Genomic DNA, 25,866 nt, shown 5'->3' on the forward strand with positions numbered 1-25,866 from the left:
ATCCGCTTTGCGAGGTGTTGCCAGCGGCATCGGTAGCGGTGACGCTCAAGGCCTGGCCATTGGTCTGCGGCGGTTGCAGCGTGACGCTGAACTGGCCGTCCGCGCCCGCAGTGGCAGTGCCTAAAAGAGTGCCGTCGGCGCCGCGTACTTGTACCGTGGAGCCCGGCTCGGCGCGGCCGGTGAGGGTGGTGCCTTGGCTGTCGACTGCCAACTCGCTTGGCGGCGTGGGGGCGGTAGTGTCAGGTGCGGTTACCGTGCCGCCCGTAGAGGTGTTGCCAGCGGGGTCGGTGATGGTGACGGTCAGCCCCTGGCCGTTATTTTGTTGGCTGCCCAGGTCGACTGTGAACGTACCATCACTGCCAACGGTGCCTGTGCCGATGAGGTTGCCAGCCGGGTCGAATACGTTGACCGTCGAGCCCGCTTCACCGCGACCTGACACGCGCAAGCCATCTGGGGAAACCAGCAAGTCGATGGGCGTCGCTGGCGGGGTAGTGTCGCCCGGCTGGCCGCCACCGCCACCGCCACCACCGCCGCCCGCCGCAGCCGCAACGCCACCGGCACCGAGCAGGCCAAGGGCGGCAATGGCGAAGGTTGAAGTGCCTTCACCCGCAACGCCAATACCGGCCACCAGCTGATCCAGCGATGCCACTTCGTCGAACGTGAAGCCGGTGAACGCTGCCGCATCGTAGTTGGCATGCCACAAGGTGCCATCTTCGCCGACGAACACCATGTCGCTGCCAACACCGGCCTGATCCACGGCGAAGAAGTTGCCGATGGTGACCTTTTCACCGGATTTGAGGGTGACAATCAGATCTTGCCCGCGCCGGGTGACGGTGGCCACCTGGTCGGGGGCTACCGGCATCTGCACTACGCCAGGGCTGTTGAGGTTGATATCGCCCCAGGCATTCTGGGTGGCCACGGCGGATTGCTTGTCAGCGACTACGATGTTGTCCATGAATGCTCCCTGCTGGCTTTCGGTACACGCACAGGTGGCCGTGTGACGGCCGTGTACCGTGTGTTAGGGAGATATAGCAGCCCATCAGATCGCCACCAGATGGCTTTGCGCCTAGTCCTTTAGTAGAAATCCAACTCAGCGAAGCCCCAGGCGACGGGCCAGTCGGTTGAGGTTGGCGCGGTCCAGCCCCAGCTCGCGCGCTGCCGCTGCCCAGTTTTGCTGATGGCGTTGCAGGCAGGCGGCGATGAGCTGGCGTTGGTAATCATCCACCGCTTCGCGCAGACCGCCCGTCGGCAGAGGCATCGCGGCCTGAGGTGTCTCGGCCGAAGCGCCCGGCGCCACCGGCTCCGTGGGATGCAAGCCCAGGTCGCTTGCCTCCAGGGTGAGGATACGTGGGCGTTGCGCGTGCTGGCCTAGAGCCTTGAGCGAGGAGCGGCCGATCAGGTGCTCCAGTTCGCGCACGTTGCCCGGCCAGTCATACGCCAACAATGCCGCTTGCGCGGCGCTGCTAAGCCGCAGGCTGTTCAAGCCCAGGCGTGATCGGTTCTGTTCGAGGAAGTAGCCAGCGAGCAGCAGTACGTCGCGGCCACGCTCGCGAAGCGGCGGCACATGCAACGGGTACACACTCAGGCGGTGATAAAAGTCAGCGCGCAAGTTACCTGCCCGTACTTCTGCCGCTAGGTCGCGGTTGGTGGCGGCGATCAGGCGAACATCGACGCGGTGTTCGCGATCCGAACCCAGTCTTTGCAGTTGGCCGCTTTGCAGCACACGTAGCAACTTGGCCTGCACGGCCAGCGGCAGCTCACCAACTTCATCGAGAAACAGCGTGCCGCCATTGGCCAGTTCGAATTTGCCACGGCGTTCGCCATGGGCGCCAGTGAATGCCCCGCGCACATGGCCGAACAGTTCGCTCTCCACCAGGGTGTCGGGCAGGGCGGCACAATTGAGGCTGACCATTGGTTTGGCGGCGCGTTGGCTGGCCTGATGCAAGGCCATGGCCACCAGCTCCTTGCCTACGCCGGTTTCGCCGTTGATCAGTACGGTGAGCTCGCTGCCACCGACCAGGCGTATTTCTTCCAGCAGGCGCTTGTGCGCGGCGCTCTGGCCGATCAATGCCCGGTCCTGGCCGCTGGCCTGACGATAGACCTCTGCCCGGTGATGCTCGTCCTCGGCGCGCAGCGCCAATTGCTCGATGCGCTCGGCTACGGTCACGGTGGCGGCCGCCAGGCTGGCAAAGGCTTGCAAGGCGTCCAGCTCCAGGCTCTGGAACTGGCCTGGGGTGAGTGCGTCGAGGGTCAGCAAGCCCCAGGGGCGTTCGTCCACCATCAGTGGGCAGCCCATGCAGTCATGCACCTCAAGCGTGGCCCCAGGGGTGTTGACCAACCCATCGTAGGGGTCGGGAAGGCTTGAATCGCTGGCAAAGCGTGTGGGTTGCGGGCGGCTTAGCAGCAGCTCAAAGCGCGGGTGCTCACTGACTTTGAAGCGGCGGCCAAGCGTGTCGGGGGAAAGCCCATCCACCGCCAGCGGCACCAGCCATTCGCCTTCCAGCCGCAGCAATGCAGCTGCATCGCAGGGCAACAACCCGCGCATGGCCTGCAGAAGACGACGGTAGCGTTCCTGGTCGGGCAAATCTCGGGACAGATCGCTGACCAGGGGCAGCAGCGTGGTGAGCAGCGGGGTATTAGTCATAAGGACTCCATTTAGTCAAAGTGACTATACGCGGAGCCAGGTCAATCTGACACTTCCATTTATAAGATATTGATTTAAATAGAATTATTACTTGGCATGATTGCTGTAACTGTTAGCGCAACCTTATCACGCCTGAGGCTTAGGAGTTGCAAATGCTCAGTGTCGAACAACGCGCAATCATCAAAGCCACCGTCCCATTGCTGGAAACCGGCGGTGAAGCGCTCACTACCCATTTCTACCGCATGATGCTCAGTGAGTACCCCGAGGTACGGCCACTTTTCAACCAGGCTCATCAGGCCAGCGGAGACCAGCCTCGTGCCTTGGCCAACGGGGTGCTGATGTACGCACGGCACATCGACCAGCTCGAACAACTCGGTGGGCTAGTCGGGCAGATCATCAACAAACATGTTGCCCTGCAGATTCTGCCGGAGCATTACCCTATCGTCGGTAAGTGCCTGTTGCGGGCGATCGAGGAGGTTCTGGGCAGCGACATCGCCACGCCCGAGGTCATAGCCGCCTGGGCTGGCGCCTATGGCCAACTGGCGGACATCCTGATCGGCGCAGAAGAAAGCCTCTACCAACAAAAAGCGCAAGCCGCAGGCGGTTGGCGCGGCACCCGTGAATTTCGCCTGGCACGCCGCGAGCAGGAAAGCTGCGAAATCACCTCGTTCTATTTCGTCCCCGTCGATGGCTTGCCGGTGCTCAAGGCTGAACCTGGTCAGTACATCGGCCTGCGGCTGTTCATCGACGGTGCCGAGCAGCGCCGCAATTACTCGCTTTCGGCGCTGTGCGATGGCCTGGGATATCGCATCAGCGTCAAGCGGGAGCAGGGCGGTAAAGTCTCCAATTATCTGCATGATCAACTGGTCGTAGGGGATACCTTGCAACTGTTCCCGCCATCGGGAGAATTCACCCTGTCGGCCAGCAACAAGCCCTTGGTGCTGATCAGCGGCGGGGTAGGCATTACCCCAACATTGGCGATGCTCGAAGCAGCTCTGCAGACTCAGCGGCCGGTACGCTTCATTCACTGCGCACGCAATGCCTCGGTTCATGCGTTCCGCGCGTGGGTCGATGGGCTGGCCGAGCGACACCCGCAGCTTCAGCGTTTTTATTGCTACGGCGAAGGGCAGGACGCGCACCATGCCGATGCGGTTGGCCTGCTCAATCAAGACCTGCTAGGCCAATGGTTGGGGCACGAGCGTGATGTCGATGTTTACTTCCTGGGGCCCAAGGGGTTCATGAGGGCTATCAAGCGGCAATTGAAAGGCTTGGGTGTGCCTGAGCAGCAGAGCCGCTATGAATTTTTTGGCCCTGCGGCTGCGCTCGAGTAGATCACCAATCGCTCTATATGCGGTTGTTTTGATGCAACCTCTATATAAGGAAAGATGAAAGGTGAAATGGGCACCTTTCATCTTTAATCCTCTTTTAATCGCTGTATCCTTCACTGCCGGGTGTCGAGGGGCTTGCCCTATCGCGGCACCTGGGGGGCCGTTTGTAACCGGCTGTCGTTGAACCGCCGCTGCAATACTCGGTCATAGCACCTGCGGATAGCCCAGCGCCGTGCTGTCTCCCCGCCTCGATACGCTATGGGGCCATGCCTGTGTGTAGAATCGCACCCAGGCGGGCGGACCACGCTGCCATCTATCCATCGAAGGAATCGGCAATGAACGAACAAACCCTGCGCCTGAACCGCGAACGGCGCTTTCTGGTACTGCTGGGGGTGATCTGCCTCGCCCTGATCGGCGGTGCCTTGTACATGCAGGTGGTGCTGGGCGAGGCGCCTTGCCCGCTGTGCATCCTGCAACGGTATGCCTTGCTCTTTATCGCCATCTTCGCGTTCATCGGTGCCGCCATGCCTGGGCGCCGCAGCTTGACGCTGTTCGAGGGCCTGGTCGTGCTCAGTGCCATTGGCGGAATCATTGCAGCGGGCAACCATGTGTATATACTCGCCAACCCGATGGTCAGTTGCGGCATCGATACCTTGCAGCCGATCGTTGACGACTTGCCCCTGGCCAAGCTCTGGCCACTGGCGTTCCAGGTAGACGGTTTCTGCAGTACGCCGCACCCGCCGATCCTCGGTTTGTCGCTGGCGCAGTGGGCACTGTTGGCGTTCGTGCTGACGGCCATCCTGGTCCCGCTGGGCATCTGGCGCAACCGGCGTCAGGCTTAGACAAAAGTCCCGAATTCTCAGCGGGCTTTTGCACGGCATGAGATGAGTGAAAAGTCCTCTCCCGCTTGATTCAGATCAACCTCCAGCCCTTGTCGGACAAGGGCTGGAGGGCTAGCAAGCGGGGTGCGACAAACTGTCGCGAAGTTGAATTTCTCGCTCGGATTGTTACAGATCCTGTAAAGGACTGTTGCTCAATAAGTCATAGTCAAGGGTTGGCGACCTATCTACAATCGCCCCCAATTCCCGTTCGGCACTGCTTGCGAGTCGCAGGATTGAAGGAAGCCCTCAGCGCTTCTTTTTGCTGACTTCGTCAAGTTTCGCCAAACGGCGATACCGGGCGGACCCCCCTCCGCGTTTTCCCGCACCAAATGGACTTGGTCTGAAGTACAGGCCTGTTGCCTAAGAAACCATAAGCACCGCTATCACGCTTCACGCCAAGGTCTTGCAGTCAGGCCGGGGCGGGAGCGAGTTCGGGCGCTACATGCCGCACTTGGCAGGACGAAGTGTTGGCTACCAAAACACAAATTGCATTGAAGCAAGCTGATCTAGAGGTCGTGAGATGAGTAAAAAGCGTTACCCCAGACTGTTTGGCATATTGCCCTTTTTAGGCATGCTTTTACTCAGTGGGTGCAACTGGACCCTGCTCGACCCGAAAGGTCAGGTCGGCATTGAGCAAAAGAACCTGATCCTGATCGCTACTGGCTTGATGCTGCTGGTGGTGATTCCGGTCATCATCATGACCGTGGCGTTCGCCTGGAAGTACCGTGCTTCGAACAAGGCCGCCACCTACACCCCAGACTGGTCGCACTCGACCAAGATCGAAGCTGCGGTGTGGATCATCCCGATCATCATCATCATTGCCCTGGGCTACGTGACCTACAAGTCCACCCACAAGCTGGACCCGTATCGCCCACTGGATTCCGATGTGAAGCCACTGCAGATCGACGTGGTCGCGCTGGACTGGAAGTGGCTGTTCATCTACCCGGAGCAGGGCATCGCCACGGTCAACAAGATCGTCTTCCCGGCTAACACCCCGGTCAACTTCCGCGTCACCTCCGACGCCGTGATGAACTCGTTCTTCATCCCGGGCCTGGGCGGTCAGATCTACGCCATGGCGGGTATGACCACCAAGCTGCACCTGATCGCCAACGAGAACGGCGAATTCGACGGTATCAGCGCCAACTACAGCGGCGCCGGCTTCACCGGCATGAAATTCAAGGCCACTGCCACCTCTCAGGAAGACTTCGACAAGTGGGTCGCCGAGGTCAAGCAGTCGCCGAAGAAGCTGGACAAGGCCACCTACGACGCCTTGGCCAAACCAAGCGAAAACAACCCAGTCGCGCTGTATGGCGAGGCCTCGCCTGACCAGTTCCAGCTGATCGTCGACAAGTACGAAGGCATGAACCGCGGTCGTCCGAGCCACGAAGAAGCAGGCAGCAAAGATCTGGCCACCACCGAGTCGAGTGCGCAACCAGCTGCCGGTGCAGAGGAGTAAGAGATGTTCGGTAAATTAACCCTGGAGGCGATACCCTTCCACGAGCCGATAGTCATGGTGACCCTTGCCATGATTGCGCTCGGGGGTATTGCTGTCGTTGGTGCTATCACCTATTTCCGCAAGTGGACCTACTTGTGGACCGAGTGGCTGACCACTGTCGACCACAAGAAAATCGGGGTGATGTACATCGTCGTCGCGATGGTCATGCTGCTGCGCGGCTTTGCCGACGCCATCATGATGCGTACCCAGTTGGCCGCCGCTACCGGTGGCTCCGAAGGCTACCTGCCGCCTGAACACTATGACCAGATCTTCACCGCTCACGGTGTGATCATGATCATCTTCATGGCGATGCCGTTCTTCACCGGCCTGATGAACCTTGCAGTTCCGCTGCAAATCGGTGCACGTGACGTTGCCTTCCCGTTCCTCAACTCCCTGAGCTTCTACCTGCTGCTGGCAGGCGTGCTGCTGGTCAACATCTCGCTGGGCGTTGGTGAATTCGCCAAGACCGGCTGGGTTGCCTATCCGCCGCTTGCGGGTATTCAGTACAGCCCTGGAGTGGGTGTCGACTACTACATCTGGGCGCTACAGCTATCAGGTTTGGGTACGACACTGACCGGCGTGAACTTCCTCGTCACCGTGATGAAGATGCGCGCACCTGGCATGAAGCTGATGGACATGCCGATCTTCACCTGGACCTGCACCTGGGCCAACGTGCTGATCGTGGCTTCGTTCCCGATTCTGACCGCTGCACTGGCACTGCTGACTGTTGACCGTTATCTGGACTTCCACATTTTCACCAACGAGCTTGGTGGGAACCCGATGATGTACGTCAACCTGTTCTGGGCCTGGGGTCACCCTGAGGTTTACATCCTGATCCTGCCGGCCTTCGGCGTGTTCTCGGAAGTGACTTCGACCTTCTCTGGCAAGCGTCTGTTCGGCCACCACTCGATGATCTACGCATCGGGCGCCATTGCTGTTCTGGGCTTTGCTGTATGGCTGCACCACTTCTTCACCATGGGTGCCGGCGCCAGCGTCAACACCTTCTTCGGCCTGGCGACGATGCTGATCTCCATTCCGACCGGTGTGAAGTTGTTCAACTGGCTGTTCACCATGTACCAGGGCCGTGTGCGCTTCACCGCACCGATGCTGTGGACCCTGGGCTTCATGATCACCTTCTCGATCGGTGGTATGACCGGCGTTCTGCTGGCTGTTCCGGGTGCTGACTTCGTGCTGCACAACAGCCTGTTCGTGATCGCTCACTTCCACAACGTGATCATCGGTGGTGCGGTATTCGGCTACATCGCCGGCTTCGCCTACTGGTGGCCAAAAGCGTTCGGCTTCAAGCTGAACGAGAAGTGGGGCAAAGCTGCCTTCTGGTTCTGGATCTCCGGCTTCTACGTAGCGTTCATGCCGCTGTACGCCCTGGGCTTCATGGGCATGACCCGTCGTCTGAACCACTCCGACAACCCACTGTGGGAACCCTACCTGTACGTAGCCGTTGTCGGCGCCGTGCTGATTCTGTTCGGTATCGCCTGCCAGCTGATCCAGATCGTCGTTTCGATCCGCGATCGCGAGCAGAACCTGGATGTGACCGGCGACCCATGGGGCGGCCGTACTCTGGAGTGGTCGACTTCCTCGCCACCTCCGTTCTACAACTTCGCCCACATGCCTGAAAAAGTTGGCCTGGACTGCTGGAACGAAGCCAAGGAAGCCGGTGTTGCCTACAAGGTGCCTGGCAAGTACGAAGCGATCCACATGCCGAACAACACCGCTACCGGTCTGTTCATGGGTATGTTCCTGACTGTCTTCGGTTTCGCTTTCATCTGGCACATCTGGTGGCTGGTGGGCGCAAGCCTGTTGGCAACCATCGCAGTCTTCGTTCGCCACGCTGCGCGTGACGATCAGGGCTACATGGTTCCGGCCGAAGAAGTGGCGCGCATCGAAGGCGAGCGTCTGAAAGCGCTGGCCCACGCAGGTGCTCTGCCTGCCGGCGCACGTGTCGAATCGTTTGAACGGGTGTAATCAATGTCCAGTCAAGTAATCCACGGTGGCGCGCATGGTCATGACCATGCTCACGATGACCACCACCACGACTCGGGCCAGATGACCGTCCTCGGTTTCTGGCTGTACCTGATGACCGACTGCATCCTGTTTGCGTCGCTCTTCGCCACCTACGCGGTGCTGTCCGGCAGTTTTGCCGGCGGCCCGTCGGGTCACGACATCTTCCAGCTCGACTTCGTAGCGGTTGAAACGCTGTTCCTGCTGCTGTCCTCGATCACCTTCGGCTTCGCCATGCTGAAGATGTTCGATGGCAAGAAAGCGGGCGTACTGGGCTGGTTGGCAGTGACCTTCCTGTTCGGTGCAGGCTTCATCGCGATGGAAATCTATGAATTCCATCACCTGATCGGCGAGGGCTTCGGCCCAACCCGCAGTGGCTTCCTGTCGGGCTTCTTCGCCCTGGTAGGTACCCACGGTCTGCACGTGACCGCCGGCCTGATCTGGATGGCAATCATGATGTACCAGATCAACAAGCACGGCATCACGCCGACCGCCAAGACCCGCATGAGCTGCCTGAGCCTGTTCTGGCACTTCCTGGACGTGGTCTGGATCTGCGTATTCACCGTCGTCTACCTGCTGGGGGTTCTGTAATGGCTAACGCACACGACACTCATCACGAAGGTAACCACGGCAGCGTCAAGTCGTACATGATCGGCTTCATCCTGTCGATCATCCTGACCGCGATTCCGTTTGGCCTGGCCATGTCGCCAAGCCTGCCGAAGAACCTGACCGTTCTGATCATCGTGGCCATGGCCGTGATTCAGGTAGTGGTACACCTGGTGTACTTCCTGCACATGGACCGCTCGAAAGAGCAGCGCTCCAATGTGTCGACGTTCCTGTTCACCACCCTGGTAATCGCTCTGCTGGTCGGCCTGTCGCTGTGGATCATGTTCAGCATCCACTTCGAAATGATGGCCAAGTGAGGTAAGACTGCATGTCCGTTAAGCACTTTATCCAAATCACCAAACCGGGGATCATTTTCGGTAACGTGCTTTCCGTGGCAGGCGGTTTCTTCCTTGCCTCGAAGGGCCATGTGGATTTCGCTCTGTTCCTGGCGGTGGTGATTGGTACTTCGTTGGTGGTGGCGTCCGGATGCGTGTTCAACAACTGCATCGACCGTGACATCGACCACAAGATGGAGCGCACCAAGAACCGCGTCATGGTGCAGGGCGGCATGTCGCTGCCCATCGCGCTGGCCTATGCCACCCTTCTTGGGGTGGCCGGCTTCAGCTTGCTGTATGTGCAGGCCAACCCGCTGGCGGCGTTCTGCGCAGCGGTAGGCTTCGTGGTCTACGTCGGTTTCTACAGCCTCTGGCTCAAGCGTAAATCGGTGCACGGCACCTTGGTTGGCAGCCTGTCCGGTGCCATGCCTCCGGTGATCGGCTACTGCGCCGTGAGCAACAGCTTCGACCTGGCCGCGGTGACCCTGCTGGTGATGTTCAGCCTGTGGCAGATGCCGCACAGCTTTGCCATTGCCATCTTCCGCTTCAAGGATTACAGCGCTGCCAACATTCCGGTACTGCCGGTGGCACGCGGTATTCTTGCGGCGAAGAAGCAGATCGTGCTGTACGTGCTGGCCTTCCTGCTCGCGACCTTGATGCTCACCCTTGGCGGGTATGCCGGTCTCGGCTACCTGGCCGTGGCGGCCGCCATGGGCCTGTACTGGCTGTACATGGCCTGGGGCGGCTACAAAGCTGAAGACGACAGCAAGTGGGCGCGCAAGGTGTTTGGCTTCTCCATCCTGACCGTCACTGCCTTAAGCGTGATGATGTCGGTGGACAGCCAAACTGCTGCTGATGTGCTGATGACCTACGCACGCTGATCGAGGCGAGTGCTTCACCCAAAAGCCGGCCATAGTGCCTAATGCTGTTCACTTAAGCATTTGAGTCCAGGCTTGTGGTCGAGAAAATCCGATACCGGTGATCTGGTGTCGGATTTTTTTTGGGTTCAATTTGAGGCTTTTTGCGCCTGTGAGATCGAGCGCCGCCCGCGCGGCGCATCGCGAGCTGCGCTCGCTCCTACGTTTGTTTCGGGCCAATTGATCCTGTGGGATTTGCGCGCGGACGCCTTGGTGCATGGCGCGATATCGCGTCGTACAAACCAGGCGGTCGCGCGCACCTGCCACAGGCGTTACTGGCCCGAAACAAACGTAGGAGCGAGCAAAGCTCGCGATGCGCCGCGCGGGCGGCGCTCGATCTCACAGGCGCTAAAAGCCTCAGATTGAACCCCAAAAAAACCCGACACCAGTATCGGATTTTTCGACCGCAAGCCTGGACTCAAATGCTTAAGTGAACAGCATTACCGCTTAAGCGGGCTTTTTAATGAAGTGTGGCAACCGGTCATAGCAGGAATATCGTGGCCAACCCCAGGAAAATGAAGAAGCCACCGCTATCGGTCACAGCAGTGATCATGACGCTCGACCCCATGGCGGGGTCACGCCCCAGACGGGTGAGGGTCATAGGGATGAGCACGCCCATGAAGGCGGCCAACAATAGGTTCAGCGTCATCGCTGCGGTCATGACCACACCCAACGACCAGCTGCCATAGAGCCAGAAGGCGACCGCGCCAATCACCCCACCCCAGATCAGGCCATTGAGTAGTCCCACCGCCAGCTCCTTGCGCATCAAGCGGCTGGTATTGCCTGGCGATACTTGGTCCAGAGCCATGGCGCGGACGATCATGGTGATGGTCTGATTACCCGAATTGCCGCCAATACCGGCAACGATGGGCATCAGTGCAGCCAGTGCCACCAGCTTCTCGATCGAGCCTTCGAACAAGCCGATCACCCGGGAGGCGACGAAAGCGGTGATCAAGTTGATTGCCAGCCACGCCCAGCGGTTACGCAGTGAGCGCCAGACCGAGGCGAAAATGTCTTCCTCCTCACGCAGACCTGCCATGTTGAGGACTTCGCTTTCGCTCTCTTCGCGGATCAGGTCGACCATCTCGTCGATCGTCAGACGGCCGATCAGGCGATCGCTCTTGTCGACCACCGGGGCTGACACCAGGTCATATCGTTCGAAAGCTTGGGCGGCGTCGTAGGCGTCTTCGTCGGGATGGAAGGACACTGGATCGGTTGCCATGACCTCAGCGACTTTCTTTTCCGGGTCGTTCACCAGCAAACGCTTGATAGGCAACACGCCCTTGAGGATACCCTCGTAGTCGACCACGAACAGCTTGTCGGTGTGGTTAGGCAGCTCCTTGAGGCGGCGCAGATAACGCAGCACCACTTCGAGGCTGACGTCTTCGCGGATGGTAACCATCTCGAAGTCCATCAGCGCACCGACCTGCTCCTCGTCGTAGCTCAAGGCCGAGCGCACGCGCTCGCGCTGCTGAGCATCGAGGCTTTCCATCAGTTCGTGGACGACGTCACGCGGCAGTTCTGGCGCCAGGTCAGCCAGCTCGTCGGCATCCATTTCCTTGGCCGCAGCCAGGAGCTCGTGATCGTCCATGTCGGCGATCAGCGATTGACGAACAGAATCGGATACTTCGAGGAGAATGTCGCCATCGCGATCCGAGCGTACCAGCTGCCAGACCGTCAAGCGGTCCTGCAGGGGCAAGGCTTCGAGGATGTAGGCGATGTCTGCCGGGTGCAGGTCGTCGAGCTTGCGCTGCAATTCGACCAAGTTCTGGCGATGGACGAGGTTTTCTACCAGGTCGTTGTGCTGACCTTCCTGGCGATGGGTCAGGTCTTCGACAACACGCTGGCGCTGCAGCAGTTCTACCACCTGGGCCAGGCGGTCCTGCAAGCTCTCTTGCGCTTTCTTTACTTCTACTTCAGTCATAGGCGAACTCCACTCCCAGCAGCGGAGCACGCCGGGAGAATCAATCAGTCAGATCTAGCTGTAAGAATCTTGTTAAGGAGTAACTACTGGGTAAGTCCATGGTGGTTTTCCACAAGCCCCGGCGGGGCTGACGGGCGCAATCATACACTGCCTGAGCGGTCAGATCGCCTAAATTTTTGGCTAGAACAATCGTTTGCGTGGTAAAGCTAGGACAACGCTCGAAGCCATCAGTGCGACGGCAGGCGAACCACAAAAAACACATCTGCCGCGCAAATATCTTTTGCAGTGGTTTCTGTGCAGTCTAGCCAGCCAAGGTTGACAGAGTCGTGAAGCAGAAAGCAAAAAGCCCGCTCATTTGAGCGGGCTTTCTGATGATATGGCGGACTCAGCAGGATTCGAACCTGCGACCGCTCGGTTCGTAGCCGAGTACTCTATCCAGCTGAGCTATGAGTCCGTGGTGGCAGTTTTAAACCAGATACCGCTGGTGAGTGAAGCAACTTTGCTAGCAAAGCCACTTCAGAAGTGGCGGACTCAGCAGGATTCGAACCTGCGACCGCTCGGTTCGTAGCCGAGTACTCTATCCAGCTGAGCTATGAGTCCGTGTTGGCAGTTTTAGACCAGATACCGCTGGTGAGTGAGGCGACTTTGCTAGCAAAGCCACCTCAAAAGTGGCGGACTCAGCAGGATTCGAACCTGCGACCGCTCGGTTCGTAGCCGAGTACTCTATCCAGCTGAGCTATGAGTCCGTCTTGGTAGTTTTAGACCAGATTACCACTGGTGGTTTGAAGCAGCCTTAAAAAGCAAAGCCACTTCAAAAGTGGCGGACTCAGCAGGATTCGAACCTGCGACCGCTCGGTTCGTAGCCGAGTACTCTATCCAGCTGAGCTATGAGTCCGTGTCTTGCCGCGCATGATAGTTCGCTGAAACATTTTTGCAAGAACTTTTTCGTTTAACTTCAACGACTTAGCGTTCCTACCGTTTACAGCGCCCTACGCAAATAATGGCGGTGAAGGGGGGATTCGAACCCCCGATACCCTTATGAGGTATACTCCCTTAGCAGGGGAGCGCCTTCGGCCACTCGGCCACCTCACCGCAACACGAGGCGAATATTAAACAGGCTCTTCCTCGTTTGCAACCCTTTTTTTGAAAAAAACTTCAAAAAAATTAAAGGCTTGGCTCCTCGTCCTTCTCTTTCTTGATCCGCAGGTAGATTTCTTCGCGGTGTACGGCCACTTCTTTAGGGGCGCTGACGCCGATACGCACCTGGTTGCCTTTGACGCCGAGCACCGTCACGGTGATCTCGCCGTCTCCAATGATCAGGCTCTCGGCGCACCGACGAGTCAGAATCAACATAGCTTTCTCCTTACGCAAAACATTCAGGGATACAGTCTTGGGATGTCAGGCCGTTTGCGGGGTTTACCCCATCGCGCCTGGTCGACCGCCCCGCCGGCAGGACAGGGCCTGCGTGGCGATCAGAAACGCGAAGGGCGCGGCTTGGCCGCGCCCTCCCGGCAACGCCTTACTCGCCCTGTCGGGCAGCAGCGTCGAGCTCGAACGCGGTGTGCAACGCACGCACGGCCAGTTCCAGGTACTTCTCTTCGATGACCACCGAAACCTTGATCTCGGAAGTGGAGATCATCTGGATGTTGATGCTCTCCTTGGCCAACGCTTCGAACATGCGGCTGGCAACACCGGCATGGGAGCGCATGCCAACGCCCACAATTGAAACCTTGGCGATCTTGGTATCGCCGATCACTTCACGGGCACCGATCTCACGGGCAGTGTTTTCCAGCACGCTATGGGCCTTCTCGTACTCGTTGCGGTGTACGGTGAAGGTGAAGTCGGTGGTGTTATCGTGCGAAACGTTCTGCACGATCATGTCCACTTCGATGTTCGCGGCGCTGATCGGGCCGAGGATCTTGAAGGCAACGCCTGGGGTATCAGGCACGCCACGAATGGTCAGCTTGGCCTCATCACGGTTGAAGGCGATACCGGAAATGATCGGCTGTTCCATGGATTCCTCTTCATCAATGGTAATGAGGGTGCCTGGACCCTCCTTGAAGCTGTGCAGCACGCGCAGCGGAACGTTGTATTTACCGGCAAATTCCACCGAGCGGATCTGCAGCACCTTGGAGCCGAGGCTGGCCATTTCCAGCATCTCTTCGAAGGTGATCTTTTCCAGGCGGCGGGCCTGGGGCACAACGCGCGGGTCGGTGGTGTAGACGCCATCGACGTCGGTATAGATCTGGCACTCGTCAGCCTTGAGCGCAGCCGCCAGGGCCACACCTGTGGTGTCAGAGCCACCACGACCCAGGGTGGTGATGCTGCCGTGCTCGTCGACACCTTGGAAACCGGCTACCACGACCACACGGCCTTGCTTGAGGTCGGCACGGATCTTTTGGTCGTCGATCTGCAAGATACGCGCTTTGTTGTGCGCGCTGTCGGTGAGGATGCGCACTTGGTTGCCGGTGTAGGACACCGCTGGCACACCACGCTTGATCAAGGCCATGGTCAGCAGCGCGATGGTCACCTGCTCACCGGTCGAGACGATCACATCCAGCTCGCGCGGAACCGGCTGATCGGTAATCTGCTTGGCCAGATCGATCAGACGATTGGTTTCACCGCTCATGGCCGACAGGACAACCACCAGGTCGTCGCCCGCTTCACGGTGTTTCTTGACCTTTTCGGCAACCTGCTCGATCCGCTCGATGGATCCGACAGAGGTGCCGCCAAATTTCTGTACGATCAACGCCATTTCAATGGTGCCTCAGCCCATACAGGGCCCCAAAAAAACCATCCAACATGAAGGAGCGGCCGACTAGACCAGCCGCCCCATCATCTCAAAGTCCCTGCTCTGCGAATGGCACGGCCAGCGCCAGGGCCTGGTCCAGTGCAGCGACGTCGACGCCACCACCCTGAGCCATATCCGGACGCCCGCCGCCCTTGCCGCCCACTGCCGCAGCGGCTTGTTTCATCAGGTCACCAGCCTTGAGTTGGCTGGAGAGGTCCTTGGTCACGCCGGCCACCAGCACGACCTTGCCCTCATGCTCGCTGCCCAGCAGGATCACTGCGTGGCCGAGCTTGTTCTTCAGCTGATCGACCAGGGCCAGCAAGGCCTTGCCATCCTGCCCATCCAGGCGGGCAGCAAGCACCTTGGCACCCTTGACCTCAACGGCCGCACTGGAGAGATCGTCCCCTGCGGCGCTGGCGGCCTTGGCCTGCAGCTGCTCGAGCTGCTTTTCCAACTGGCGATTGCGCTCGAGCACAGCCGACAGCTTGTCGATCAGGTTGTCACGGTTGCCTTTGACCAACTGCGCAGCTTCCTTGACCTGCTCTTCGGCAGCGTTCAGGTAGGCCAGTGCAGCGGCGCCGGTCACCGCTTCGATACGGCGTACGCCCGAGGCCACGCCGCCTTCGCTGATGATCTTGAACAGGCTGATGTCGCCGGTGCGCTTGGCGTGGATACCGCCGCACAGCTCGACGGAGAAGTCGCCACCCATGCTCAGCACACGGACGGTATCGCCGTACTTCTCGCCGAACAGCGCCATGGCGCCTTTGGCCTTGGCGGTCTCGATGTCGGTCAGCTCGGTTTCGATCGGCGTGTTGTTGCGCACTTCACGGTTGACGATCTCTTCCAAGGCCTTGATCTGCGCTGGCGTTACGGCTTCGAAGTGGCTGAAGTCAAAGCGCAGGCGCTGGCTGTCGACCAGCGAGCCCTTCTGCTGCACATGCTCGCCCAGCACTTGACGCAGGGCTTCGTGCAGCAGGTGAGTGGCCGAGTGGTTCAGCGAGGTCGCGTGCTGCACTTGGGCATCGACCTTGGCCTGCACCGGCGAGCCGATAACCAGCGCCCCGCTGGCGACCACGCCGTGATGCAGGAAGGCACCACCGGTTTTGGTGGTATCGCGCACGTCAAACCGCGCAGCACCGGCCTGCAGGTAACCTGTATCACCGATCTGGCCGCCGGATTCGGCGTAGAACGGTGTGCGATCGAGCACCACCACGCCCTGCTCGCCTTCACCCAACTGATCGACCGACTGGCCGTCCTTGTAAAGGGCGATGATCTTGCCCTGGGCTTCGGTGGCCTCGTAACCGAGAAACTCGGTAGCGCTGTCGACCTTCACCAGGCTGTTGTAATCCATACCAAAGGCACTGGCAGAGCGGGCACGCTCACGCTGGGCCTGCATTTCGCGCTCGAAGCCCGCTTCGTCGATGGTCAGCTCGCGCTCGCGGGCGATATCGGCGGTCAGGTCCATTGGGAAGCCATAGGTGTCGTACAGCTTGAACACCACATCGCCCGGCACTATGTTGCCCTGAAGTTGAGCCAAGTCCTGCTCGAGAATACGCAGGCCCTGCTCAAGGGTCTTGGCGAACTGCTCTTCTTCGGCTTTGAGTACGCGCTCGATGTGCGCCTGCTGGCTGTTCAGCTCTGGGAAGGCCTGGCCCATCTCGGCCACAAGGGCGGCGACGATCTGGTAGAAGAAGCTGCCCTTGGCACCAAGCTTGTTGCCGTGGCGGCAAGCGCGGCGAATGATACGGCGCAGTACATAACCGCGGCCTTCGTTGGACGGCAGTACGCCGTCGGCAATCAGGAAGCCGCAGGAGCGGATGTGGTCGGCAACCACTTTCAGCGAAGCCTGGCCATCGTTGCTGCAGCCGATGGCCTTGGCTGCGGCAGCCAACAGGTTCTGGAACAGGTCGATCTCATAGTTCGAGTGCACGTGCTGCATGACCGCACTGATGCGCTCAAGGCCCATACCGGTGTCGACAGACGGAGCAGGCAGCGGGTGCAGCACGCCATCGGCGGTGCGGTTGAACTGCATGAAGACGTTGTTCCAGATCTCGATGTAGCGATCGCCGTCTTCTTCCGGCGAGCCAGGAGGGCCGCCCCAGATGTCGGCGCCGTGATCGTAGAAGATCTCGGTGCAAGGGCCACACGGGCCGGTGTCACCCATGGTCCAGAAGTTATCCGAGGCGTACGGTGCACCTTTGTTGTCGCCGATACGCACCATACGCTCGGCTGGCACGCCAACTTCCTTGGTCCAGATGTCGTAGGCTTCGTCGTCAGAGGCATAGACCGTGACCCAAAGCTTCTCTTTGGGCAGGTTCAGCCATTTGTCGGAGGTCAGGAAAGTCCAGGCGAAGGTGATCGCATCACGCTTGAAATAATCACCAAAGCTGAAGTTGCCCAGCATTTCGAAGAACGTGTGGTGGCGCGCGGTGTAGCCGACGTTTTCCAGGTCGTTGTGCTTGCCACCGGCACGCACGCACTTCTGGCTGCTGACAGCGCGGGTATAAGCACGCTTCTCGGCACCGAGGAAGCAGTCCTTGAACTGGTTCATGCCAGCGTTGGTGAACAGCAGGGTCGGGTCGTTGTTCGGGATCAGCGAACTGGAGGCGACTCGGGTATGGCCCTGCTCTTCGAAGAAGCGAAGGAAGGCTTCACGGATTTCTGCGCTTTTCATAGGTTCTTCCACGGAAACGGCGGCCCTTGGGGGCAAACACGTCGACGAAACGACGGCAAAGGGCCGCATTATATCGGTCCTGCAAACTCGGTGCAGTGTGTTTATGCGATAGAAAGCGTCGATTGGACGGCTTTTACGGCGCTTGCAAACGAAAAAGACATGACCGGATGCTAAATGCAGCCTTTCGCTACTGGCAAGCCAATTACCGCCCAAGGGAAGGGAAAATGGAACAGGCGGTGAATTAAAAGGTTTTCATGAGCACCTGACGCTCAGGCCAGCTCGCCTGTTCGCGGTGAACCCGCTTGCACACGCTTGAATGGAAACGGGCCCGCGAACAAGACAGAGCCTTACTCAGCCCAGACGCTGGCCCGAGTCTGGCACGATCAGGATCCCGGCGCGCAGGCCATTCTTGACTTTGGGATTGGGGAAAATGATGCGTGCCCCCTCCTCCTCGACCACCCAGCGCGTTTCCGCCAGATCCTCGGCCAGCAGATAGCCCTTGCTCAGCTCGGCGAAGTTTTCGATGTCTGCTGGCAGGTGCAGGTGGAAGCTGTCGCTGTGCTTGATGATCTCGCGCGCCACGCTGAACAGCTTCAGGCCGTCCAGAGCATCATCGACCTCGGGCTCGGTACCTTCGATGATACGAATCAACCGCTGCTCGAGCTTATCGAGATTGACCTGCTCGTTCTGCCCGAACGGCCGTGCCTTGCCAAGCTCCAGCGTAAAGGCTTCGGCATCCAATTGCTCATAGGTGAAGGCACTGAAGGTGATCGACGACTTGCTCTGCAACAGCACGGCCTCCATGCCGGCTGCCGCCAGGCGGGCCAGCTCACGCCGTGAGTGTTTGCGCCCCTCTTTGAAGGGGTACAGCGCGAACTGCTCTATCTTCGATCCGCGGATGGCCGTATGCAGGTCGTAATGCAGGCGCCCGCGCTCAGGCTTGCTGAAAAATACTCGGGCAAATTGCTCAAGCTCAGCGGCACGCAGCGCCTCAAAACCACTGGAGAGCTCGTGACGACCGTTGAACAGGCGGTTGATGTCCTGTTCGATGAACCGCTCACCCTTGCGGATGGCGGCCGGGTTGCCAAACAGGAACAAAACCCGCGCGCGGGGCTTGATGGTGCTGTTGGCCACACCATGCAACAACCTTTCGAGCAGCTCGATCGGCGCTGTCTCATTGCCATGGATGCCCGCCGACAGCAGCAAGTCCAGCCCACAGTCCTCGCTTTCGGGAGGTCGCACTTCCAGCGCGCCCTCCCCCAGCCAGCGCAACCGCACGCCCTTGGGTGTCACTTGAGTCTTCTCAGCCGGCTCGTGATCGGTCAGGGTCAGCTCGAGCAATTTGCCAAGGGCAAGCATAGGCGCTTCCTTAGTGGTGGTGGCCGCAGTCAGGGCCATGGACATGGTCGTCATCTTCGCCGACCTCAGCCGGCTCCATTTCTAGCTGCAGGCTAACCAGATTGGTCGCCATCGGGCGCAGCAACAAGTTGGCGTATTCGGCATCGCCTTCCTCGACATCCACGCCGATCAACAGCTGGCCACGGCCATCCTGCTGGACCCAGATTTCCTTGCCTTGCCAGACAATCGCAAAACGGGTGCAGGAGGTTTCCAGCTGGGTGCCGTCTACATCTTCAAGGATCAGGCGCAGGGCGTCGGTCATTACAAACTCTCTCTATCAAGGTTGGCGTTGGAACGGGTACACCGAGCCCAACTTCAGGATCTGGGTCAACTCATCCAGCGCGGTACGGCATTCCAGCAGCAGTTGCGGGTCGGCAAGATCCGCCTCGCCGAGGCGATCGCGGTAGTGCTTGTCCACCCACTGCAACAGCGTGTCGTACAACGGGGCGGTCATGATAACGCCTGGATTGACCGCCGCCAGTTCCGATTCTTTCAATGCCACGCGCAAACGCAAGCAAGCCGGGCCACCGCCATTTTGCATGCTCTGCTTGAGGTCGAATACCTTGACCTCCTTCACCGCACCGCTCTGGGCCGTTAGTTGGCCCAGGTAGGCCCAGACGCGCTCGTTGTTACGGCACTCTTCCGGCACTACCAGCATCATCGAACCATCCTCACGGCTGAGCAGCTGGCTGTTGAACAGGTAAGAACGCACTGCGTCCTCTACCGTCACCGCAGCGCGCGGCACACGGATCGCCTGGAAATTTCCACCCTTGCTGGCCAGTTTAGCCTGCAACTGGCCAAGCACAGCGTCGGTCTCGAGGAAAGCGTCTTCGTGATAGAACAGCACCTCACCGTTACCGACCGAGATCACATCATTGTGGAACACCCCTTGGTCGATCACGGCCGGGTTCTGTTGAGCGTAGACCACGCCGTCCTCGCTCAGGCCATGAAGCCTGGCCACGGCCTGGGAGGCCTCCAGGGTCTGGCGCGCAGGATAGTTCTGCGGCGAAGGATAGCGGCTGTCGAAGGCGCTGCGGCCATAGACGAAAAATTCGACACCGGCCTGACCGTAGTCACGACAGAAACGGGTGTGGTTGGCCGCCCCCTCATCGCCGAACTGAGCCACGGCAGGCAAGGCCTGGTGGTGAGCGAAATGCTGGTCGCTGTTGAACATCGCTGCTAGCACGCGACTGGTGGTGGGGTGCTCGATACTGCGGTGGAACTTGCAGTTGAGGTTGGCGGCAGTGAAGTGCACACGCCCATCCGCGGTGTCGGCACTGGGGCTGACGGTGGCGGCATTGGCCACCCACATGCTCGAAGCCGAGCAGCTGGCGACCAGCAGCGGCATGGCATCGCGAGCGGCACGTTGAATCACCTCGGCATCGCTGCCGCTGAAGCCGAGCTGGCGCAGGGCCGCCACATCCGGACGTTCCTGCGGTGCCAGCACACCTTGCTTGAAGCCCATGTCGGCCAGTGCTTTCATTTTGGCCAAGCCCTGGCGCGCGGCTTCACGGGGGTTGGACCCTTGCTGGCTGTTGCTCTGCGAAGCCACGTTACCGTAGGACAGGCCGCCGTAGTTGTGGGTTGGCCCCACCAGGCCATCAAAATTCACTTCATAGGATTTCATCGGCTAGGCTCCGTGACCTGTTGTTATAGGGTGACGCCCGGCGTCAGGGTCGCCGGCAGGGCAAGGCTGGCAGTCTCCAGCGAAGCCACGGGGTAAGCGCAGTAATCGGCTGCGTAATAAGCACTGGCGCGGTGGTTGCCACTGGCACCCACGCCGCCGAAAGGCGCACTGCTGGCGGCGCCCGTCAGTTGCTTGTTCCAATTGACGATGCCAGCGCGGCTTCGCAGCCAGAAGTACTGATAGCGGGCACGGGAATCGGATAACAGGCCGGCGGCCAGGCCATACTGGGTGTTGTTGGCCTCGTCGATGGCGGCATCGAAGTCGGCGTAGCGGATCACCTGCAGCAATGGGCCGAAGAACTCTTCGTCCGGGCGTTGGGCCACGGCGCTGACATCGACGATGCCAGGGGTCAGCAAGGCGGCGTCGGCCTGGGGCTGGGTCATTGCCAATAGCGCGACGCCCCCCTTAGCCAGCAATTGGGCCTGAGCCGCCATCAGCGCTTGTGCAGCTTGCAGCGAGATCACCGAGCCCATGAAGGGTGCCGGGTCCTGATCGAAGGCGCCAACCGTGATGCTTCGGCAGACCTCGACCAGCCGTGCGAGCAGCGCATCGCCCCAGCCCCCTTGCGGCACCAGCAGACGGCGGGCGCAGGTGCAACGTTGGCCAGCAGAGATGAATGCCGACTGGATGATGGTGTACACCGCAGCATCGAGGTCCTTGACCTCATCAACCACCAATGGGTTGTTACCCCCCATCTCAAGCGCCAGGATCTTGTCCGGGCGGCCGGCGAACTGCTGGTGCAGCAGGTTGCCAGTGCGGCTGGAGCCGGTGAAGAACAAGCCGTCGATACCGGTGTTGGCAGCCAGCGCCACGCCCGTGTCGCGCGCCCCCTGCACCAGATTGAGGACACCCGCCGGCAGGCCTGCGGCGATCCAGCAGTTGACCGTCAGCTCGGCGACTTTGGGGGTCAGCTCGCTTGGTTTGAACACCACGCAGTTACCCGCCAGCAGCGCCGGCACGATGTGGCCATTAGGCAGGTGCCCTGGGAAATTATAGGGCCCGAACACGGCCACCACGCCATGTGGCTTGTGCCGCAGCACGGCTGTTGCATCGGCCAGCGGGCCGCTTTTCTCGCCGGTACGCTCTCGGTAGCTCTGCACTGAGATCGCCACCTTGTTGATCATACTGGTCACTTCGGTGGCCGACTCCCAGAGGGGCTTGCCGGTTTCTTCACCAATGCAGTGAGCCAACGCCTGGGCATGCAGTTTGAGCTGTTCGGCGAACTTTTCCAGCAGATCGATGCGCGCCTCCAGGCTCAGTTGCGCCCAGGCCGGGAAAGCCTGGCGGGCAGCCCTGACCGCAGCGTCGACCTGGCCGGCGTCGGCGCCTTGCCCTTGCCAGACCAGCGCCTGGGTGACCGGGTTGAGCGACTGCAGAGCTTCCCCCTGGCCTGCCAGCCAGCTGCCTGCGATGAAATGCGTGGTCATTTATTGGGCCTCCCGGCTTGCCGACAGCGGTACCGCGCGCACGTTGTCACCAGCCCCCATACGCAGGCGCTTGGCGGTGAGCGGGTCAACCACCAGGGTGCCGGCGGCCAGACGTGCCGGCGCAGCGGTGATACGGCAGTCGTCGCGCTTGCGGTTGTGAATGATGTAAGGCGTTGCGTCATCGCCAGGCGTGCCTACGGCCAGCACCAGGGTCTGGCTGTCGCGCACCGCACGGATCCTTGAGGTTTCGCACTCTATGGCCGGCCCTGCATCAAAGATGTCGACATAGCCCTGATAGCTGAAGCCTTCCTGCTTGAGCATCGCCAGGGCAGGCTCGGTGTTGGTGTGCACGCGGCCGATGACACTGCGCGCGGCCTCGGACAGGAAACAGGTATAGAGCGGGAATTTAGGCATCAGCTCGGCAATGAACGACTTGTTGCCCACGCCGGTGAGGTAGTCAGCCTGGCTGAACTCCATCTTGAAGAAATGCCGGCCCAGGCTTTCCCAGAATGGCGAGCGGCCTTGCTCATCGGACATGCCGCGCATTTCGGCGATGATCTTGTTGCCGAACAGTTCAGGGAATTCGGCAATGAACAGCATGCGAGCACGGGACAGCAGGCGCCCGTTGAGGCCACAGCGGTGATCGCTGCGCAGGAACAGCGAGCACAGCTCGGAATTGCCGGTCAGGTCGTTGGCCAGGAAAAGCGTTGGGATTTCGCGGTAGATCTTCAATTCCTGGGAGGCGCTGACCGTCAGGCCTACCCGGTAGTTGTACCACGGCTCGCGAAGCCCCACGGCCCCGGCGATGGCGCTTATGCCGACCACCAAGCCCTCGTCGTTCTCCAGCACGAACAGGTAATCGGTGTCACCCCGCTCGGCTTCGCCACGGAAGCTCTTTTCCGCCCAACCGACACGGTGGGCAAGGCGCTCTTCATTGGCCGGCAGGGTCGTGAGCCCAGTCATGCCGGTGCTGCGTGCCAACTCGATCAGCGCGGGAAGGTCGCTGCTGCGTACGGGACGAACGATCATGCTATCTCCTTGTGCGGCGACCAGTGCCTGCCGCGAAACTCACTGTTGCAGCCCAGCCCTGTCTCAGGCTGCGACCAACCGCACGCTGGCGCCTTCGCCGACACCCAAGGCTTCGGCCGCTTCACTGCTCAAGCTGACCGGCTTGCCTGGCACCCAGTCCAGCTCCAGCAGCACGGCGCGATAGTCCTGAAGCTGGCCATTGCAAACCAGATAATGGCGCCCTCCTTTGACGGGGGTATCGTCCACCTTCACTGGCACCACGCGGCTTTGGGCGATAGAGCGAATACCCGAGGTTCGAGCATGGAGGGTTGGCCCGCCGTCGAAAATATCGATGTAGTGCTCAGTCTCGAAACCCTCCCGCATCAGGATATCGAAGGTGATCTGCGCACGCGGGTGCACCTGGCCCATCGCCTCCTGCGCCGCATCGGGCAACAACGGCACATAGATGGGGTAATTGGGCATCAGTTCGGCAAGAAAGGTGCGGCTCTTGAGCCCGCACAAACGCTCGGCTTCGGCGTAGTTGAGGTCGAAGAAATTGCGCCCGATGGAGTCCCAGAACGGCGACTCGCCCTGCTCATCGCTATAGCCGACGATCTCGGTAACCACCGAATCGGCGAAGCGCTCCGGGTGCGAGGCCATGAATAACAGGCGGCCCCGGGAGTTGAGTTCGGCCCAGCCACTGTCGACCAACTCAGGCAGCACATAGAAACTGGTCAGCAAGCTGTTGCCTGTGAGGTCATGGCACAGCGACAGCACATGGATCTTGTTGTGGATCTTCAGCTCTCGCGAGGCATGGACGAACGTCTCGTTGCGAAAACTGTAAAAAGGCTCGGAATAGCCCGCCGAAGCAACGATGGCCGAGCAGCCTGCAAGCTTGCCGGTGGCGCTGTCCTCGAGCACGAAGAAGTAGCTCTCTTCGCCATTGAAACTGACTTCGGCGGCGAATGAAGTTTCCGACGCGGCAATCTTGTCGCCAAGGCGAGCAGCGTCGTCCGGCAGCGAGGTGACACCAACGGGGCTGTCGGCAGCCATGCGCTGCACTTCGTTCAGGTCAGCCATTTGCGCGGGGCGCATCACCAGCATGGTGTCACTCCTTTGGAAAAACGGGCCATTGAAAAGGCACGGAAAAACCGCGGGCGCAAAGCACCCGCGCAGAAATTCGTCTTCACCTGCCCGGCGCCGGGGCTGACCGGGCAGTGAAAGGACCGCGGGCTGATCAGCCCTTGGTCAGTTGCGCCACCGCGCGCTCGAAGCGGTCCAAGCCTTCGTCGATATCGGCGTCCTCGACCACCAGGCTTGGCGCGAAGCGGACCACGTCAGGCCCTGCCTGCAGCACCATCACGCCTTCTTTCTCAGCAGCATTGAGCACGTCCTTGGCCTTGCCCTGCCAAGCGTCACTCAGCACACAACCGATCAGCAGGCCGACCCCACGCACTTGGCGGAACAGCCCGTACTGCTGGCCGATCTGCTCCAGGCGGGCCTTGAATCGCTCATGCTTGGCCTTGACGCCCGCCAGGGTCTGCGGGGTGTTGACCACGTCCAGCACGGCGCAGGCAACGGCGCAGCCGAGCGGATTGCCACCGTAGGTGGTGCCATGGGTGCCGACAGCCAGGTGCTTGGCAATGTCGGAAGTGGTCAGCATGGCGCCGATTGGGAAGCCGCCGCCCAAGCTTTTGGCGCTGGTCAGGATGTCCGGAGTCACGCCGTAATGTTGGTAGGCGTACAACGAGCCGGTGCGGCCCACACCGGTCTGCACTTCATCGAAAATCAGCAGGGCGTTGTGCTCGTCGCAAAGCTTGCGCGCGCCTTCCAGGTACGCCTTGTCAGCCGGTACCACGCCGCTTTCGCCCTGGATCGGTTCGATCACCACAGCGCAGGTCTTGTCGGAGATCTGAGCCTTCAGCGCCTCCAGATCGTTGTAGGGCACATGGCTGATGCCAGTGATCTTCGGGCCGAAGCCATCGGAGTACTTTGGCTGCCCGCCGACACTGACGGTGAACAGGGTGCGGCCGTGGAAGCTGTTAACGGTGGCAATGATTTCGTGCTTATCGGGGCCGAAGCGGTCGTGGGCGACCCGGCGCGCCAGTTTGAAGGCAGCCTCGTTGGACTCAGCGCCAGAGTTGCAGAAGAACGCACGGTCAGCGAAGGTGGCCTCGACCAGCTTGTGCGCCAGGCGCAGTGCAGGCTCGTTGGTGAAAACGTTGGAGACGTGCCAGAGGGTATTGGCCTGTTCTGTCAGAGCCTTGACCAGCGCCGGATGGCAGTGGCCCAAGGCATTGACCGCGATGCCGCCAGCAAAGTCGATGAGCTCGCGGCCCGACTGGTCCCAAACTCGGGAACCCTCGCCTCGCACAGGAATGAAGGCCGCCGGAGAATAGTTGGGGACCATCACCTGGTCGAAATCGGCACGTAGCACCGGGGCTTGCTCAACGGACATCTGAGTCTCCTGAAGAGGAACGCTGGCCTGGAAGTGGCGAGCGATGGGGGGATTGTAAGGACTGATCCGCGCCTGTCCTTGCGGCCAAGCGACAACTTGTTACAGCGCAAAACCCAGTTTCACCAAGGATTTCGGCAATGCGACAAACACTGTCGCAATAGCGCAGTGTACGGGAGAGAGGGAGCTGGGTGAACGGGTGTTCACAGGCAATTCAGGGCGCAGCAGCGGGCGCACATCGTTGTTGTGGTGTTGTGGCGTAAATCGAGCGCCGCCC

20 protein-coding genes and 5 tRNA genes are annotated in these 25,866 nt (G+C 60.2%); 7 read left to right on the forward strand and 18 right to left on the reverse strand.

Annotated features, from left to right (window positions below):
- Together ACK59H_RS18025 and norR are read right to left on the reverse strand one after the other, a co-directional pair.
- Positions 1–955 (reverse strand): Ig-like domain-containing protein (locus ACK59H_RS18025; protein WP_409264747.1); only part of this gene is annotated, 955 nt, incomplete at its 3' end.
- A 135-nt stretch (positions 956–1,090) separates the two neighbouring features.
- Complete coding sequence (gene norR / locus ACK59H_RS18030; protein WP_060480575.1) at positions 1,091–2,644, reverse strand: nitric oxide reductase transcriptional regulator NorR; 1,554 nt, start codon at positions 2,642–2,644, stop codon at positions 1,091–1,093.
- A gap of 152 nt (positions 2,645–2,796) precedes the next feature.
- Here norR and hmpA point away from each other — a divergent pair, with 152 nt between their 5' ends.
- The 7 genes from hmpA (at position 2,797) to cyoE (ending at position 10,189) form a co-directional block, all read left to right on the forward strand.
- Positions 2,797–3,975: an NO-inducible flavohemoprotein gene (gene hmpA, locus ACK59H_RS18035; protein WP_060480574.1), complete on the forward strand. Its 1,179-nt coding sequence runs from the start codon at positions 2,797–2,799 to the stop codon at positions 3,973–3,975.
- A 332-nt stretch (positions 3,976–4,307) separates the two neighbouring features.
- Complete coding sequence (locus ACK59H_RS18040) at positions 4,308–4,814, forward strand: disulfide bond formation protein B (protein WP_409264748.1); 507 nt, start codon at positions 4,308–4,310, stop codon at positions 4,812–4,814.
- A 559-nt stretch (positions 4,815–5,373) separates the two neighbouring features.
- Positions 5,374–6,309 (forward strand): ubiquinol oxidase subunit II, encoded by a 936-nt coding sequence (gene cyoA, locus ACK59H_RS18045; RefSeq protein WP_060480572.1) that lies wholly within the window; start codon positions 5,374–5,376, stop codon positions 6,307–6,309.
- 3 nt (positions 6,310–6,312) lie between these two features.
- Positions 6,313–8,331: a cytochrome o ubiquinol oxidase subunit I gene (cyoB, locus tag ACK59H_RS18050; RefSeq protein WP_060480571.1), complete on the forward strand. Its 2,019-nt coding sequence runs from the start codon at positions 6,313–6,315 to the stop codon at positions 8,329–8,331.
- A 3-nt stretch (positions 8,332–8,334) separates the two neighbouring features.
- Positions 8,335–8,958 (forward strand): cytochrome o ubiquinol oxidase subunit III, encoded by a 624-nt coding sequence (cyoC, locus tag ACK59H_RS18055; RefSeq protein ID WP_027920308.1) that lies wholly within the window; start codon positions 8,335–8,337, stop codon positions 8,956–8,958.
- Complete coding sequence (cyoD, locus tag ACK59H_RS18060; RefSeq protein WP_054887538.1) at positions 8,958–9,290, forward strand: cytochrome o ubiquinol oxidase subunit IV; 333 nt, start codon at positions 8,958–8,960, stop codon at positions 9,288–9,290. Before cyoC ends, cyoD begins: the two co-directional genes overlap by 1 nt.
- An 11-nt stretch (positions 9,291–9,301) precedes the next feature.
- On the forward strand, positions 9,302–10,189 hold the full coding sequence (gene cyoE, locus ACK59H_RS18065; RefSeq protein ID WP_060480569.1) for a heme o synthase: 888 nt from the start codon (positions 9,302–9,304) through the stop codon (positions 10,187–10,189).
- Between the two features lie 517 nt (positions 10,190–10,706).
- On the opposite strand, the gene mgtE is transcribed toward cyoE, so the two are convergent.
- The 16 genes from mgtE to ACK59H_RS18145 all read right to left on the reverse strand — a co-directional run bounded on the left by mgtE (position 10,707) and on the right by ACK59H_RS18145 (position 25,592).
- On the reverse strand, positions 10,707–12,149 hold the full coding sequence (gene mgtE / locus ACK59H_RS18070) for a magnesium transporter (protein ID WP_060480426.1): 1,443 nt from the start codon (positions 12,147–12,149) through the stop codon (positions 10,707–10,709).
- Positions 12,150–12,526: 377 nt separating this feature from the next.
- Positions 12,527–12,603 (reverse strand) — tRNA-Arg (locus ACK59H_RS18075).
- A gap of 69 nt (positions 12,604–12,672) precedes the next feature.
- Positions 12,673–12,749 (reverse strand) — tRNA-Arg (locus ACK59H_RS18080).
- Positions 12,750–12,818: 69 nt separating this feature from the next.
- Positions 12,819–12,895: transfer RNA gene (locus tag ACK59H_RS18085), tRNA-Arg, on the reverse strand.
- A 72-nt stretch (positions 12,896–12,967) separates the two neighbouring features.
- A tRNA-Arg gene (locus ACK59H_RS18090) sits at positions 12,968–13,044 on the reverse strand.
- Positions 13,045–13,150: 106 nt separating this feature from the next.
- Positions 13,151–13,241: transfer RNA gene (locus tag ACK59H_RS18095), tRNA-Ser, on the reverse strand.
- 72 nt (positions 13,242–13,313) lie between these two features.
- The gene (gene csrA / locus ACK59H_RS18100) at positions 13,314–13,502 is read right to left on the reverse strand and encodes a carbon storage regulator CsrA (protein WP_003254503.1); all 189 of its coding nucleotides are present in this window, start codon (positions 13,500–13,502) and stop codon (positions 13,314–13,316) included.
- A 166-nt stretch (positions 13,503–13,668) separates the two neighbouring features.
- Entirely contained in the window at positions 13,669–14,904 is a 1,236-nt protein-coding gene (locus ACK59H_RS18105; RefSeq protein ID WP_060480425.1) for an aspartate kinase, read from the reverse strand.
- A gap of 85 nt (positions 14,905–14,989) precedes the next feature.
- Positions 14,990–17,614 carry an alanine--tRNA ligase gene (gene alaS / locus ACK59H_RS18110; protein WP_060480424.1) on the reverse strand — a complete coding sequence of 875 codons (2,625 nt, stop codon included), beginning with the start codon at positions 17,612–17,614 and terminating at the stop codon, positions 14,990–14,992.
- Positions 17,615–17,965: 351 nt separating this feature from the next.
- Positions 17,966–18,973, reverse strand: a complete 1,008-nt coding sequence (gene astE / locus ACK59H_RS18115) for a succinylglutamate desuccinylase (RefSeq protein WP_060480423.1) — start codon at positions 18,971–18,973, stop codon at positions 17,966–17,968.
- Positions 18,974–18,983: 10 nt separating this feature from the next.
- Positions 18,984–19,274: a hypothetical protein gene (locus ACK59H_RS18120; RefSeq protein ID WP_060480422.1), complete on the reverse strand. Its 291-nt coding sequence runs from the start codon at positions 19,272–19,274 to the stop codon at positions 18,984–18,986.
- Positions 19,275–19,289: 15 nt separating this feature from the next.
- The gene (gene astB / locus ACK59H_RS18125; RefSeq protein ID WP_060480421.1) at positions 19,290–20,639 is read right to left on the reverse strand and encodes an N-succinylarginine dihydrolase; all 1,350 of its coding nucleotides are present in this window, start codon (positions 20,637–20,639) and stop codon (positions 19,290–19,292) included.
- A gap of 23 nt (positions 20,640–20,662) precedes the next feature.
- Positions 20,663–22,126: a succinylglutamate-semialdehyde dehydrogenase gene (gene astD, locus ACK59H_RS18130; protein ID WP_060480420.1), complete on the reverse strand. Its 1,464-nt coding sequence runs from the start codon at positions 22,124–22,126 to the stop codon at positions 20,663–20,665.
- Positions 22,127–23,155 carry an arginine N-succinyltransferase gene (gene astA, locus ACK59H_RS18135; protein ID WP_060480419.1) on the reverse strand — a complete coding sequence of 343 codons (1,029 nt, stop codon included), beginning with the start codon at positions 23,153–23,155 and terminating at the stop codon, positions 22,127–22,129.
- A gap of 63 nt (positions 23,156–23,218) precedes the next feature.
- Complete coding sequence (aruF, locus tag ACK59H_RS18140; protein WP_060480418.1) at positions 23,219–24,238, reverse strand: arginine/ornithine succinyltransferase subunit alpha; 1,020 nt, start codon at positions 24,236–24,238, stop codon at positions 23,219–23,221.
- Between the two features lie 133 nt (positions 24,239–24,371).
- Positions 24,372–25,592 carry an aspartate aminotransferase family protein gene (locus ACK59H_RS18145; RefSeq protein WP_060480417.1) on the reverse strand — a complete coding sequence of 407 codons (1,221 nt, stop codon included), beginning with the start codon at positions 25,590–25,592 and terminating at the stop codon, positions 24,372–24,374.
- Positions 25,593–25,866: the final 274 nt, after the last annotated feature.

Origin of the sequence: Pseudomonas sp. KCJK9000 (genome assembly GCF_046230725.1) — a bacterium.
GTDB classification, from domain to species: domain Bacteria; phylum Pseudomonadota; class Gammaproteobacteria; order Pseudomonadales; family Pseudomonadaceae; genus Aquipseudomonas; species Aquipseudomonas promysalinigenes.